Source organism: Pseudomonas akapageensis, from assembly GCF_011355085.1.
Lineage (GTDB): Bacteria > Pseudomonadota > Gammaproteobacteria > Pseudomonadales > Pseudomonadaceae > Aquipseudomonas > Aquipseudomonas akapageensis.
Genome location: NZ_VXCP01000005.1, coordinates 87,229 through 100,773 on the forward strand (window position 1 = coordinate 87,229; position 13,545 = coordinate 100,773).

Here is a 13,545-nt window from a genome sequence, read left to right on the forward strand (position 1 = left end):
GGGCATCAACCGGCGTTCGGCGAACTGGCCAGGCCCGCTGCGATTTCATCCAGAATGGCCGGATCGTCGATGGTCGAAGGCGCAACGAAACTCTGCCGGTCGGCAATCTTGCGCAGCACCGCCCGCAGGATCTTCCCCGAACGGGTCTTGGGCAGCCGCTTGACCACCAGGACCTTGCCAAAGCAAGCCAATGCACCGATGTGCTCGCGCACCTTGTTCACCAGCTCCGTCTGCAGCTGCGCCTGGGCGATTTCGTAGCCATCCTTGAGCACCACCAGAGCCAACGGCACCTGGCCCTTGATCTCGTCGTGCACGCCGATGACCGCGCACTCGGCCACCGCCGGATGCTGTGCCACCAGGTCTTCCATTTCGCCGGTCGACAGGCGATGCCCGGCGACGTTGATGACATCATCGGTGCGCCCCATGATGTAGACGAAGCCATCGTCATCCAGGTAGCCGCCATCGCCGGTGTGGTAATACCCGGGAAAGGTGTGCAGATACGCCTGCAAGTACCGCTCGTGATCACCCCACAGGGTCTGGCTGCAACCCGGTGGCAACGGCAGCGCAATGACAATGGAGCCCTGCTCGTTGGGGCCGAGCAGTTTGCCCTCCTCGTCCATCACCTGCACGTGATACCCCGGCACCGCTCGGTTGCTGGAGCCCACGCGGATACCCGAACCTTCCAGGCCGACACAGGGCGCGGTCACCGGCCAGCCGGTCTCGGTCTGCCACCAGTGATCGTGTACCGGCTTGCCCGTAACGGCTTCGAGCCAGTCGTGCGTGCTGGTGTCGAGCTTTTCACCGGCCAGGAACAGATGGCGCAAGGAGCTCAAATCGTACCGTGCGAGCAGTTGCCCCTCCGGGTCCTCCTTGCGGATCGCACGCATGGCCGTGGGCGCGCAGAACAGTGCGTTGACCCGGTATTGCTCGACCACACGCCAGTAGGCGCCGGCGTCCGGGGTGCGGATCGGCTTGCCCTCGTAGAACACGCTGGTGCAGCCGCTCATCAACGGTCCATAGACAATCAGCGAATGCCCGACCACCCAGCCGACATCGGAAATGCCCCACCAGACATCCCCCGGCTGCATGCCGTAGATGTGCTGCATGGCAAAGCGCAGGGCCACGGCGTTGCCGCCGTTCTCGCGGACAATGCCCTTGGGTTTGCCGGTGGTGCCAGAGGTGTACATGATGTACAGCGGGTCGCTGGCGGCCAGTTCAACCGGCGCCACCGGCCTCGCACCGACCAGGGCGGCGTCCCAGTCCAGGTCTCTTTCGGCGACCAGGTTGGCCCGGACCTGTGGCCGTTGCAGCACCAGCACATGCCCGGGCTGGTGGCGTGACAGTTCCAGGGCCCGATCCACCAGCGGCTTGTAGGCGATGACCCGGTCGAATTCCAGCCCGCAGGAGGCGGTCAACAACAATTTGGGCCGGGCGTCATCGATGCGCAGGGCCAGTTCATTGGCCGCAAAGCCGCCGAACACCACCGAATGAATTGCGCCGATGCGCGCGCAGGCAAGCATGGCCATGGCGGCCTGGGGCACCATCGGCATATAGATGATCACGCCATCGCCCTTCTCGACCCCGAGCTGGCGAAACAATCCGGCCAGGCGCGCCACTTCATCGCGCAACTCAAGGAAGGTGAAACGCTGCTGGGTCGAGGTGACGGGCGAGTCGTAGATCAACGCCACTTGTTCGCCGCGACCTTGCTCGATCTGATAGTCGAGCGCCAGGTAGCTGCTGTTGAGACGACCGTCGGCAAACCACTGGTGGGTGCCGTCGCTGTTGGCTGTGAGGCTTGTCGAAGGTTTTCGGTACCAGGCCAGTTCATTGGCCTGGTCAGCCCAGAAGGTGGCGGGGTCGGTAATGGAACGGTCATAGCAATGCTGATAATTCATCAAGGACAACCCTGGGCTTGTTGTTATTAAAGGGCGAATGATGAGTATGGCTGCCCATGGCGGGCTTGCCATCGTACCAAGGTCGTAACTCGCGAGCCGGCCCGCTATGATGCCCGCCGCGATTGCCTGAGTACGACTTTGCCCATGAACATCCTTGAAGACTTGCAAGCCGGGCGCCTGGCCGGCAGTAAACGCCTGGACCTGGCCTGTGGCCTGACTGAATTCCCCCGGGAAATCTTCACACTGGCCGACTCCCTGGAAGTCCTCAACCTGACCGGCAATGCCCTGAGCAGCCTGCCGGACGACCTCGGTCGCCTGCAGCAGTTGCGCGTGTTGTTCTGCTCGGAAAACCAGTTCAGCGAATTTCCAGCCAGCATCGGCCAGTGCCCGCAGCTACGCATCGTCGGCTTCAAGGCCAACCGCATCGAACATGTACCGGCCAGTGCGTTGCCGCCCCGGCTGCGCTGGTTGATCCTCACCGATAACCGCATCACTGAACTGCCCGAGACCCTCGGCGATTGCCCTGACTTGCAGAAGCTGATGCTCGCCGGCAACCGTCTGACCGCACTGCCCGCGTCCCTGGCCCGCTGCCGGCAACTGGAACTGGTGCGCATCGCCGCCAATCGCCTGCCCCACCTCCCCGACTGGCTGCTGACCCTGCCGCGCCTGGCGTGGCTGGCCTATGCTGGCAACCCGATGCCCGGGGACTTCAGTACCCCCCACGACCCGGGCCATACCGCCGACATCGACTGGTCGCAACTGGACGTGCAACACCTGCTCGGCGAAGGCGCCTCAGGGCTGATCCACCAGGCGCTCTGGCGTCGCCCGGAATGCGCCGACATGCCGGTTGCGGTGAAACTGTACAAGGGCGATATCACCAGCGACGGCTCACCGCTCAACGAGATGAACGCCTGCATCGCTGCCGGGATTCATCGAAACCTGATTCGCGTGGAAGGCCGAATCAGCGGCCACCCGCAGGCGTGCTCGGGGCTGGTGATGGACTTGATCGACCCCGGCTTTGCCAACCTGGCCGGGCCGCCCAGCCTTGATTCCTGTACCCGCGACATCTATGCCGCGGATACGCGCCTGGACGCCGCAGTGGCACTGCGCATTGCCAGCGGCATCGCCTCGGTGGCCGCGCATCTGCATGGCCTGGGCATTGCCCATGGTGACCTGTATGCGCACAACATTCTGTGGAATCCGGAGGGGGAATGTCTGCTGGGGGATTTTGGCGCAGCGTCGTTTTATCCGCTGGATGACAGGCAGGCTGTGGCCTTGCAGCGGATTGAGGTGCGGGCGTTCGGGTTGTTGCTGGGGGAGTTGCTCGAGCGTAGCGATGCAATGGCAGGACGCGAAAAACTGGAAGACTTACAAGCGCGTTGCTGCCAACCGAATGTGCTGGCTCGTCCGGACTTTACGCAAGTATGTAAAGAATTACTGCAAGCTACGCGGTCACTGTAGCCGCTGCCGCAGGCTGCGCTGGAGTCCCGCAGGGGCTCCCTGACGATTTAGAGATCCTGCGATCGCTTCGCGCTCGAGCGCAGCCTGCGGCAGCGGCTACAAAATCGTGCCTGCCGCGGTATTGTCGGCAGGCACGAGGATCGTGCTTAACCCGCCAACCCGACGAACATGTCCTGCACGTCGTCATGGTTATCCAGGCCTTCCAGGAAGGCTTCGACTTCAGCCATCTGCTCGTCGCTCAACCCGGTAACCGGATTCTTCGGCTGATAGCCCAGCTTGGCCGACAGCACGGTAAACCCCTGCTCCGGCAAGGCTTTCTGTACGGCATCGAGGTCGGTAGGATCGGTCAGGAACAGCGTCGCGCCGTCTTCGCCCGGTTCGAAATCCTGGGCACCGGCCTCGATGGCGGCCATTTCCGGATCGGCATCCGGGGTGTCAGGCGAGGCTTCGATCATGCCGACATGGTTGAAGTCCCAGGCTACCGAGCCCGAGGCACCCAGCTGGCCCTTGCGGAAGGCCACGCGGATTTCAGCCACGGTGCGGTTGATGTTGTCGGTGACGCACTCGACGATCAGCGGCACCTGATGCGGCGCAAAGCCTTCGTAGGTCACGCGATGGTACTGCACGGTTTCGCCCAGCTGGCCCGAGCCTTTCTTGATGGCACGTTCCAGGGTTTCGCGCGGCATCGAGGCTTTCTTGGCCTGTTCCACGACCAGGCGCAAGTGCGCGTTGGTGGCGACATCGGCGCCATTGCGCGCGGCAATGGTGATTTCCTTCACCAGTTTGCCGAAGATCTTGCCCTTGGCGTTGGCTGCCGCTTCTTTGTGTTTAACCTTCCACTGTGCGCCCATTGCTCACTCACTCTCTCGTTCGATGGCGCCGAGACAGCCGGCGCTTTGCGCCAGTTTATACGGCCTCAATTGCGCAATCGACCAAAAAAACGCGCTCAGCCCTTGTCGGCCTTCCCCGCCGCTGCCGCAAACTTCGCCAGGCGCACGTCCAGACGCCGAGGGCGATGGCCACGGTCTTCGGCGTGTTCCTTGCGGCGAATGGCATTGCGCACCATGAGCGAGCCCAGGTAGCGAATCGGCTCGGGTGGAAAGTAACCCAGCGGACCGTTGACCAACGGCGAGCGGGTCCACTCATTGTCCAGTCCCTGCACCAGGGAGGCGAGAATCTGCCCGCCCATGTGACAGGGTCCGACGCCGCTGCCCGAATAACCAAAGCCATAGAACACATTGCTCCCCTCGCCCAGCCGGCCGAAAAACGGCAAGCCGGTCACCGAGCGATCCGAGGGGCCATTCCAGGTGGCGGCGATACCGGCCTCGGCAAAGTCCGGGAAGAATTCATTCAAGCTGCTGCGCAGCAATGGCGCATAGGGTGAAGGCTGGTCGAACACGGGCAACATCTTCCCGCCATAGGCGAAAGTGTTACCGCCCTTGCCCAGCATCAGGCGGCCATCCGGTGTGTTGTGGTAGTAGTGCACGAAAATCCTCGAATCGAGCACCGTGACCCCAGTGGTCAAGCCGATCTTTTTCAACAGGTCGGGGCGCGGTTCGGTGATGATCATGTCACTGGAGACAATCGCCACACTGCGTTCGAATTGCGGGAAGGCGCGGGCCATCCAGGCATTCATCGCCAACACCACGCGATCGGCCCGGACCTTGCCACCCGCCGTCTCGACCACCGCCGGACTGCCTTCGCCCAGGCCGCTCATTGCCGTCTTTTCATGGATGCGCACGCCCAATTGCAAAGCCACCCGGCGCAGGCCGCGCACCAGCTTGCCCGGCTGAACGCTGGCCGCCGCCGGTGAAAACCAGCCTTCAAGGTGCTTGCTCGAACCCGCCAGGCGCTGCACCTCAGCCACCGGCAATTTATCGAAGGAGTTGATGCCATGGCGTTCCAGCGCGGCGATCACGCTGTCGGTGGAGCCGCATTGGGCCAGGTTGGTGGAGGTGTACAAGGTCCCGTCGAGACGGTAGTCGGCCTCTACTCCGTAGCGTTGGCAAAACGCACCGATGGCGTGGATGCTCTGCTCGGACGCCTTGACCAGGCGCACCGCTTCCTGCACCCCGAACAGGCGCTCAAGGGTGAAATACTTGGCCGACCAGGACAGCGCACAGCCGCCGTTGCGACCACTGGCACCGGCACCGCAAATGTCGGCCTCGATCAGCAGCACGTCGAGTTCGGGGTTTTGCTCCTTGAGCATGATCGCGGTCCACAGGCCGGTGTAACCGCCGCCGACGATGCAGACATCGCAGCGGGTATCACCTTGCAAGGGTTCGCATGTGGGTGAGGCGTCGCCTTGCAACGCCTGCTCCAGCCAGAAAGGCCTCATGGCAGGTCTCCATTCAGAAATGAGGGTAAGGAGGACACTGCGACGCCAGCGTGATGACGTCGCAGTTCGAGATGAATCAGGTGCGCAATGGCGTGACAGCGATCGGCTTGTTCGGTGTTGCCGGCGCTTCGGTGACGCCCACCGGGCGGCTGTTCCAGTACGGCACCAGCACCAGGGCCGAGAACAAGGCGCAACCGGCGAAGACGATGAACACGGTGACCGAGTCGAAGTAACCCGGCAGCAAGCCGCCCAGAATTGCCCCGACCGAACCGCAGCCATTGACGAAGCCCGCAGCCGTGGCACCGGCCTTGGCGGTGCCGAAATCAATGGCGGCCGCGCCGCTGATCATCGAGTCCGGTCCGTACAGGGTCAGGCCCATGACGAACAGCAGGACCACCACCAGGGCCACGCTGCCGGTGTGCATGGCGCCCATGAACAACGCCAGGGTCACGGTCAATGCCAGCAGGCTGAGCACGCAGGCCGGCATGCGCCGGGCACCGAACAGCTTGTCCGAGGCCAGGCCGATCATGATCGGTCCGAGCAGGCCGGCCAGTTCGAAGGCTGTCGGCACGATCGCCGCACCGACCTTGCCCACCGAAGGCATCTGTTCGAACACGATGACCGGGCCCCAGAGCAGGATGGCGTAGCGCGCAGGCTTGAGCATGAAATAGGCCAGGCCCAGGGTCAGTACCGTGCGATTGCGCAGGATTTCCCGCAGGGGTGCCCAGACGCTGCACAGTGTGGGCGCCCCGCCCGGCATCTCGGGCTCCGGCTCCACGGCGGGCAGGCCGACGTCCTCGGGCTTGTTGCGCTGGAAGATAAAGAACAGCAGCGCGACCAGGCCCACCACCGCGGCACTGGACATGAACGCCGCGTGCCAGTTGCCGATGGCGGTGTAGGCCCACCAGCCGGCGAACGGCGACGCGACCAGACCACCGAAGGCATAGCATGAGCTCCACAAGCCCAGCACGCGACCGCGTTCCTGGGCCGGAAAGAAGCTGCCGATGTTCTTGCACAGCCCCGACCAGCCGGTCGATTGCGCCAGGCCTTGAATCAGCATGCAGGTCGCGAAGATCGGGAAGGTCGCGAAGCTGCCCATGGCCACTGCGGCCAGGGAAGAAATCACCAGGCCGCCCAGGACCACCACGCGCGGGCCATAGCGGTCGGCGAGCATGCCCCAGGTGAACTGCCCGACAGCGTAAGCCGCCAGATAGATACCATCGAGGTTGGCCATTGCCATCTTGTCCAGATGGAAGGTCGGGTCCTCGCCGATACCGAGCTTGGCGACTGAAAACGCTTTACGGGTGAAATAGAAGGCCGCGTAGGCCAGCCAAGTGATGGCGAAAATCTGCATGCGCCAGCGCTTGATGGTTGCTATCTGCTTATTCATGGTGAGTCTGACCTCAGGGTTTGAGTGTGCCGGCAGAATTGGGAAAAAACGCCTGTTTTTTTATTGTGTTGAGCACTTGCGTGACGATCGGGGTGGGATCGCACTTGGTCAGATGAGACTTGGCAGGCACGCCACTGTTGTTGGAGTTGTTGCGCGCCAAGACCCATGGCCCGCGAACGCAATCGACCGACTTGCGCCCTGGGCTGGGAGTGATGGAAACAATTACTGACTAATAAGTGAAATCGATTTATCGTATTTCAAATATAAGCTCAGCTTGTTCGAGGTGGTGCGATGTCGGTCTCCCATGCGCAGTTGAAAGCCTTCCATGCCGTTGCCCAGCACGGCAGCTTCACCCGTGCCGCCGAACGCTTGTTCCTCACCCAGCCGGCGATTTCCGACCAGGTACGCAAGCTGGAAGAACGCTTCGGTGTGCTGCTGTTTCACCGCAACAAACGCTCGGTACGCCTGACCGACCTGGGCGAACGCCTGCTGGCCATCACCCAGCGCATGTTCGTCTGCGAAGCCGAGGCCCACGAACTGCTCCAGGACTCCCAGGCCCTGCAGACCGGTTCGCTGGTGCTGGCGGTGGATGCGCCGGTGCATGTCTTGCCGCAGATCGCCCGGTTCTGTGAACGTTACCCGGGCATCAGCGTGAAAATCGAAACCGGCAACACCGACGAATCGTTGCTGCGCCTGTTCAACTACCAGGCTGACCTGGCCCTGCTCGGGCGCGATGTGAGCGACGAACGCCTGCTTTGCGTGCCGTTGCGCAATGATCCGATGGTGGCTTTCGTGTCCCGGCAACATCCGTGGGCAGACCGCGACTCGATCAGCCTTGCCGACCTGGACGACGCGCCGCTGGTGTTGCGCGAAATCGGCTCGGTGACCCGGCAGACGCTGGAAGAAGAAATGCAACGGGCCGGCCTGCGCATCCGCCCGGCGATCCAGGTCGAGGGCCGTGAAGCCGCCCGTGAGGCGGTGGTGGTGGGGATTGGCGTAGGCGTGGTGTCGGCGGCGGAGTTCGGCGCCGATGCGCGGGTGTGTGCCCTGCCGATCGTCGACTGCGAACGGCGCCTGACCGAGACGCTGGTGTGCTTGCGCGAGCAGAGCTCGCGGCGGGTGGTGGCGACGTTTTTGGAGATGGTGCGCGAGAGTCTTTGATTCGCTGTTGCCTGTACCGGCCTTATCGCGGGCAAGCCCGCTCCCACAGGGACCCATTTCAGTCACAAGATTTGGACCCGATGCCGACTTCTGCGGGAGCTGGCTTGCCAGCGATACAGGCACCGCGGTCTAACTGACCGGCGCCAACTCCAGAAACGCCTTGATCAACCGCAACTCCCGCCGCCGCTCCAGACACCCGATCATGTGTCGATTGACCAGCCCGTCGCCGGCAATCGGCACCGCCCGTACCCGTGGATCATGGCTGACCTCCACCGACGAAACGATCCCGATCCCCAACTGGGCCGCCACCGCCTCGGTCACCGCCTCACGGCTGTCGAGCTCCAGCAGCACGCGCGGCTGCACGCTGGCCAGGGTGCACGCCTCATCGAACGTACGCCGGGTAATCGAACTCGGCTCGCGCAGCACCATGATCTGCTGATGCAACTGGTCGATGGTGATCCCCCGCCCATCCTCGGCCCACGAATGCCCCGCCGGCAGCAATGCACAGATGTGTGATGGCGTCAGGTCCTGCATGTGCAGGCCCTTGCGCGGCTCCACCTCGGTCAATACCGCCACGTCGGCATGCTCGGAAACCAGCGCCGCCAGGGTTTCCTGGGCGTTGCCCAGACGCAGGTTGACGGTGATCCCCGGATAGCGCGAACGCAGGCTCGCAAGCATCGGCATGACCCGGTGCGGGCCGTCGGCCGCGACTTCCAGGCGACCAGTGAGCAATTGCCGGTTGGCTTCGAGCATGGCCTGGGCCTCTTCGGCCAAGCCGAACATGGCGCGGGTGATCGCTGCCAGGCGGATGCCCTCTTCGGTCAATTCGACCCGCCGCGCCGTGCGGCGCAACAGGGTGATCTGGTAGTGCTCCTCCAGCGCCTTGATGTGCCCGGTCACCGCCGGCTGGCTGATGAACAAACGGCTGGCGGCGCGGGTGAAACTGCCCTCGCGGGCCACGGCATCGAAGGCGCGGAGCTGGAACAGGTTCATATCTATCGGCCTGACTTATGGTTGGCATAACAACAAACAATTTGATTGATAGACCACAGAATTGCAACTTAGGCCCCGTAAGTTCAGCCCACCGCTTGTGAGGAAACCGGAATGAGTACTGCTGCCCCGATCCTGCTTACCCCTGGCCCACTGACCACTTCGACCCGCACGCGGCAGGCGATGATGGTGGATTGGGGTTCGTGGGACAGTTCCTTCAACCAGTTGACCGCAAGCCTGTGCGAGCAACTGCTGGCCATCATCAACGGCGCCGACAGCCATTACTGCGTGCCACTGCAAGGCAGCGGCACCTTCGCCGTGGAAGCCGCCATCGGCACCCTGGTGCCACGCGACGGCAAGGTCCTGGTGCTGATCAACGGCGCCTACGGCCAACGCCTGGCGAAAATCTGCAAAGTGCTGGGTCGCGACTTCAGCACCTTCGAAACCGCCGAAGACCAGCCGACCACCGCCGCCGATGTCGACCGCCTGCTGCGCGAAGACCACAGCATCACCCACGTGGCACTGATCCATTGCGAAACCAGCACCGGCATCCTCAACCCGCTGCCCGAGATCGCCCACGTCATCGCCCAGCACGGCAAACGCCTGATCATCGACGCCATGAGCTCCTTCGGCGCGCTGCCGATCGATGCCAGCCAGGTGCCTTTCGATGCCTTGATCGCCGCCTCCGGCAAATGCCTGGAAGGTGTGCCCGGCATGGGCTTCGTGTTCGCCAACAAGCAATCCCTGGCCAAGGCCGAAGGCAACTCCCACTCCCTGGCCATGGACCTGCAGGATCAGCACGCCTACATGGTCAAGACCGGTCAATGGCGCTTTACCCCGCCAACCCACGTGGTCGCCGCGCTGCACGAAGCACTGCTGCAATACAACGAAGAAGGCGGTCTGCCGGCCCGGCACCAGCGCTATGCCAACAACTGCCAGGTACTGCTCGATGAAATGGCCAAGCTTGGCTTGCGCAGTTTCCTGCCGGCGGAAATTCAGGCGCCGATCATCGTTACCTTCCACGCACCGAAGGATCCGCGGTACCAGTTCAAGGAGTTCTACGAGCGGGTCAAGGCCAAGGGTTTCATCCTCTACCCCGGCAAACTGACCCAGGTCGAGACCTTCCGCGTCGGCTGCATCGGTTGCGTCAACGACGATGGCATGAAAGCGGCGGTGAACGCGGTGGCCGAAGTGCTGCGCGAGATGGAAGTGCTGGAAATCTGAGCCCCTTTTTTTGAAGCCTGAGCGGTCTTCTACTCCCCTTGTTGCGCCATGAACCGAAAAAGGAACAGCGAAATGAACTACAACAACCCAACCAAACTTCAGGCTGCGATCCTCGACTGGGCCGGCACCGTCGTCGACTTCGGCTCCTTCGCGCCAACGCAGATTTTTGTCGAAGCCTTCGGCGAGTTCGACGTCCAGGTGTCGATCGAAGAAGCTCGCGGCCCGATGGGTATGGGCAAGTGGGACCACATCCGCACCCTGTGCGATCAGCCTCAGATCAGCGAACGCTATGCCAAGGTCTTTGGTCGCGCGCCGACCGATGACGACGTCACCGCCATCTACAACCGCTTCATGCCGCTGCAGATCGAAAAGATCGCCACCCACTCGGCGCTGATCCCGGGTGCACTGGATACCATCACCCAGCTGCGCAAGGACGGCATCAAGATCGGTTCCTGCTCCGGCTACCCGGCCGTGGTCATGCAAAAGGTCGTTGAACTGGCGGCCAGCAATGGCTACGTCGCCGATCACGTGGTGGCCACCGACGAAGTGCCCAACGGTCGCCCATGGCCGGCCCAGGCCCTGGCCAACGTCATTGCCCTGGGCATCGACGATGTCGCGGCCTGCGTCAAGGTCGATGACACCGTGCCAGGTATCCTCGAAGGTCGCCGCGCCGGCATGTGGACCGTCGCCCTGGTGTGCTCCGGCAATGCCCTGGGCCTGACCTACGAAGGCTACAAGGCCCTGGATCCGGCAACGCTCGACAGCGAACGCAAGCGCATCCACGCCCTGTTCGAAAGTTCGCGCCCGCACTACCTGATCGACACCATCAACGAATTGCCGGAGGTGATCGCCGATATCAACCGTCGCCTGGCGGCGGGTGAGATGCCTCAATCGGCCTGACCGAGGCGCAATTGAACACGCCGCAGTTTCCTTTCCAGGAACTGCGGCGTTTGTATTTCAGGGTCTGCAGCCCTGAGCCGAACAGACTTTACTCTTGAGAGTTTCCGACTTAACTGGCTAAAAGAGGCCAAGTTATAGATGATGCAGGAGGATTCTTCCGTCGAGCCCATTCACGCCCCATTCTGGTGCAGTGGATTATTTTTACTCGACGGCAAAACTCCCAGTAAAAACAGTGGTCTACCGCTGACTCGAATATGTGGATATCCCAGAGGTTGTAAATTAAATGGCAGCAGTACTCGTCGGACAATTTCATGCAAGGGATGCCGAAGGCCGGATCTATCCGGTGCATGAGTTCCAGGAAGACACGCAAGAAGCAGATGGCATTACCGAACTTAAAAAAACAACGTACCGCCTGGCCATTGGCGATCGCGTCAATCACCTGGGCGATGATCGATTCCTGCTGGTGCAGAAAGGTGTGGAAATAGTCCGCATCCCCTGAAAGCCCGTATCACCCGAACGGCTGCACGAATCGGCTGAACAGGGAGTTCACCCATGCGTTTACGCCACATCGAAGTGATACAGTCGATTCTGCAGACCGGCAACCTCGCTGATGCCGCGCAATTGCTGGGCATGCCCCAGCCCGCTATCGAACAAACCCTCCAGCACGCCGAACAGGAACTTGGCTTTCTGCTGTTTGCCCGTGTGCGCGGCAAGCTTCAGCCAACCCCCGAAGCCCGTGAACTGCAGGGCGAAATCAACCTGTTGTATGAAGATCTCGAGCGGGTCCGGCGGGTGGCCAGCAACTTGCGCCAGCATCAGGACGCGCCCTTGCGCGTGGTCTGTACGCCGACCCTGGCCCAGGAGCTGCTGCCGCAAAGCATCGCCGCCTTGCGCCGACGCTTTCGCGAGACGCCCTGCAATCTCTCCAGCCAGCACACCCGGGAGATCGTCCGCAGCCTGTTGCTGCGCGAAAGCGATCTGGGCCTGACCTTGCACAACCCGGACTATCCCGCGATCCAGTGCGTGGAACTGACGGCGGGCAAACTGCAACTGTTGGCACCCCACGGCTGGCTGCAGCCACGGCAGAAATACATTGCCCTGCAAGAGCTGGCCGGCCAGACCCTGGTTGGCCTCGACAGTCAGGACCCGCTCAGCTTGCTGCTGAACACCAAAATGCAGACGCTGCGACCCGCTCCCACAGTCCAGACCCGGGTCCAGACCTACCAGATGATGCGCAGCATGGTCGAAGCCGGCGAAGGCCTGGCGGTGGTCGACCCCTTCACCGCTGTCGGCGCCAAGGCGGCCGGGCTGGACGTATGCCCGATCTCGCCGGCCATTCCCGTGACCCTGTATGCATTGACCCTCAGCGAAAGCACGCCCTCTCCGGCCTTGAAGGTTTTGTTGGAGATCATCACGGAAAAAGCCCAGGCCATGCTGGCGCACTAGGGTTTGTACGAAAGTCGCCGAGCGGCGATCAGGCAAGGCAAAAACAGGCGAGGAACGGCCGGGGTCGCGCCCGACTTTACTGGTTGTAAATGAGCATTCCGAGCCTGTTTTTAACGCAGCATGATCGACGCGCAGGCACTTTCGGACAAATCCTAGGCTAGAACAGCAAATACCAGAACAGGGCCACTTCTTCCGTCTCGGGTTCAATGCCCCGATAGCGCAGGCGGTCGATACCGCCCAGCTCGAAACCGTAATCCTGATAGAGCCGACAGGCGCCCAGATTATTGTTTTGCGTCTCGAGCATGACGCCGGGCAGTTGCTTCTTGCGACTCCAGAAGCAGGCCACATCCAGCAAAGCGTGGGCGACCCCGCAACGCCGGGCCGACACGTCGACCGCCAACTCATCGATATGCGCCAGGCCATTCCAGTTGGTGCTGACCACTACATGCCCTACCGCCCGGTCCTCGAGAAAGGCCATGAACACGGCGCTATCGGCCGCGTCGCGGTAACTGCGAAATTCCTCCGGGTCGATCCCGTAGCACTTGCGGTAGGGTTCGATCTGCTCCACCTGCCAGTCTTCGACGCGCTTGCCCAGCTCCGCTGTGGCATAACCGCCGACACTGAAGCCGAATTCACTGCCCAGGATGTACTCGGTGAAACTGTCATCGGCGACCCGGATACTCAGGGCTGGGTTGGTTGAGCGCATACGAAATCCCTTCCTTGACGTGGCTGGCCCGGTC

At 62.3% G+C, this 13,545-nt stretch carries 12 protein-coding genes; 6 read left to right on the forward strand and 6 right to left on the reverse strand.

The window, feature by feature from the left end; translation table 11 throughout:
- Positions 1-5: 5 nt before the first annotated feature.
- The gene (locus F2S13_RS05375; RefSeq protein WP_166359437.1) at positions 6-1,895 is read right to left on the reverse strand and encodes a propionyl-CoA synthetase; all 1,890 of its coding nucleotides are present in this window, start codon (positions 1,893-1,895) and stop codon (positions 6-8) included.
- A gap of 144 nt (positions 1,896-2,039) precedes the next feature.
- Between F2S13_RS05375 and F2S13_RS05380 the strand changes: the two genes are divergently transcribed.
- Positions 2,040-3,356 (forward strand): leucine-rich repeat-containing protein kinase family protein, encoded by a 1,317-nt coding sequence (locus F2S13_RS05380; protein ID WP_166359438.1) that lies wholly within the window; start codon positions 2,040-2,042, stop codon positions 3,354-3,356.
- Positions 3,357-3,502: 146 nt separating this feature from the next.
- Here F2S13_RS05380 and F2S13_RS05385 read toward each other — a convergent pair whose 3' ends face one another.
- The 3 genes from F2S13_RS05385 to F2S13_RS05395 all read right to left on the reverse strand — a co-directional run bounded on the left by F2S13_RS05385 (position 3,503) and on the right by F2S13_RS05395 (position 7,084).
- Entirely contained in the window at positions 3,503-4,207 is a 705-nt protein-coding gene (locus F2S13_RS05385) for a YebC/PmpR family DNA-binding transcriptional regulator (protein ID WP_166359439.1), read from the reverse strand.
- 95 nt (positions 4,208-4,302) lie between these two features.
- Entirely contained in the window at positions 4,303-5,694 is a 1,392-nt protein-coding gene (locus F2S13_RS05390) for an FAD-dependent oxidoreductase (RefSeq protein ID WP_166359440.1), read from the reverse strand.
- Between the two features lie 76 nt (positions 5,695-5,770).
- The gene (locus F2S13_RS05395; RefSeq protein ID WP_166359441.1) at positions 5,771-7,084 is read right to left on the reverse strand and encodes an MFS transporter; all 1,314 of its coding nucleotides are present in this window, start codon (positions 7,082-7,084) and stop codon (positions 5,771-5,773) included.
- A 291-nt stretch (positions 7,085-7,375) separates the two neighbouring features.
- Here F2S13_RS05395 and F2S13_RS05400 point away from each other — a divergent pair, with 291 nt between their 5' ends.
- Positions 7,376-8,245 (forward strand): LysR family transcriptional regulator, encoded by an 870-nt coding sequence (locus F2S13_RS05400; protein ID WP_166359442.1) that lies wholly within the window; start codon positions 7,376-7,378, stop codon positions 8,243-8,245.
- Positions 8,246-8,374: 129 nt separating this feature from the next.
- Here the strand turns inward: F2S13_RS05400 and F2S13_RS05405 are convergent, their stop codons facing one another.
- Complete coding sequence (locus F2S13_RS05405) at positions 8,375-9,238, reverse strand: LysR substrate-binding domain-containing protein (protein ID WP_166359443.1); 864 nt, start codon at positions 9,236-9,238, stop codon at positions 8,375-8,377.
- 111 nt (positions 9,239-9,349) lie between these two features.
- On the opposite strand from F2S13_RS05405, the gene F2S13_RS05410 reads away from it, so the two are divergent.
- From F2S13_RS05410 to F2S13_RS05425, 4 genes are all read left to right on the forward strand, one after another.
- Positions 9,350-10,459 (forward strand): 2-aminoethylphosphonate--pyruvate transaminase, encoded by a 1,110-nt coding sequence (locus F2S13_RS05410; protein ID WP_166359444.1) that lies wholly within the window; start codon positions 9,350-9,352, stop codon positions 10,457-10,459.
- A 72-nt stretch (positions 10,460-10,531) separates the two neighbouring features.
- The gene (gene phnX / locus F2S13_RS05415) at positions 10,532-11,359 is read left to right on the forward strand and encodes a phosphonoacetaldehyde hydrolase (RefSeq protein ID WP_166359445.1); all 828 of its coding nucleotides are present in this window, start codon (positions 10,532-10,534) and stop codon (positions 11,357-11,359) included.
- A gap of 283 nt (positions 11,360-11,642) precedes the next feature.
- Positions 11,643-11,858: a hypothetical protein gene (locus tag F2S13_RS05420; protein WP_166359446.1), complete on the forward strand. Its 216-nt coding sequence runs from the start codon at positions 11,643-11,645 to the stop codon at positions 11,856-11,858.
- Between the two features lie 53 nt (positions 11,859-11,911).
- Positions 11,912-12,805 carry a LysR substrate-binding domain-containing protein gene (locus tag F2S13_RS05425; protein ID WP_166359447.1) on the forward strand — a complete coding sequence of 298 codons (894 nt, stop codon included), beginning with the start codon at positions 11,912-11,914 and terminating at the stop codon, positions 12,803-12,805.
- Positions 12,806-12,962: 157 nt separating this feature from the next.
- Here F2S13_RS05425 and F2S13_RS05430 read toward each other — a convergent pair whose 3' ends face one another.
- Positions 12,963-13,511, reverse strand: coding sequence for a GNAT family N-acetyltransferase (locus F2S13_RS05430; RefSeq protein ID WP_166359448.1), 549 nt, complete (start codon positions 13,509-13,511; stop codon positions 12,963-12,965).
- Positions 13,512-13,545 lie beyond the last annotated feature (34 nt).

Bases quoted from the DNA above. Each gene is read 5' to 3' on its own strand.
- F2S13_RS05385 (WP_166359439.1), bottom strand. From the start codon at position 4,207: ATGGGCGCACAGTGGAAGGTTAAACACAAAGAAGCGGCAGCCAACGCC.
- F2S13_RS05390 (WP_166359440.1), bottom strand. From the start codon at position 5,694: ATGAGGCCTTTCTGGCTGGAGCAGGCGTTGCAAGGCGACGCCTCACCC.
- F2S13_RS05405 (WP_166359443.1), bottom strand. From the start codon at position 9,238: ATGAACCTGTTCCAGCTCCGCGCCTTCGATGCCGTGGCCCGCGAGGGC.
- F2S13_RS05410 (WP_166359444.1), top strand. From the start codon at position 9,350: ATGAGTACTGCTGCCCCGATCCTGCTTACCCCTGGCCCACTGACCACT.
- F2S13_RS05420 (WP_166359446.1), top strand. From the start codon at position 11,643: ATGGCAGCAGTACTCGTCGGACAATTTCATGCAAGGGATGCCGAAGGC.
- F2S13_RS05395 (WP_166359441.1), bottom strand. From the start codon at position 7,084: ATGAATAAGCAGATAGCAACCATCAAGCGCTGGCGCATGCAGATTTTC.
- F2S13_RS05430 (WP_166359448.1), bottom strand. From the start codon at position 13,511: ATGCGCTCAACCAACCCAGCCCTGAGTATCCGGGTCGCCGATGACAGT.
- F2S13_RS05425 (WP_166359447.1), top strand. From the start codon at position 11,912: ATGCGTTTACGCCACATCGAAGTGATACAGTCGATTCTGCAGACCGGC.
- phnX (WP_166359445.1), top strand. From the start codon at position 10,532: ATGAACTACAACAACCCAACCAAACTTCAGGCTGCGATCCTCGACTGG.
- F2S13_RS05400 (WP_166359442.1), top strand. From the start codon at position 7,376: ATGTCGGTCTCCCATGCGCAGTTGAAAGCCTTCCATGCCGTTGCCCAG.
- F2S13_RS05380 (WP_166359438.1), top strand. From the start codon at position 2,040: ATGAACATCCTTGAAGACTTGCAAGCCGGGCGCCTGGCCGGCAGTAAA.
- F2S13_RS05375 (WP_166359437.1), bottom strand. From the start codon at position 1,895: ATGAATTATCAGCATTGCTATGACCGTTCCATTACCGACCCCGCCACC.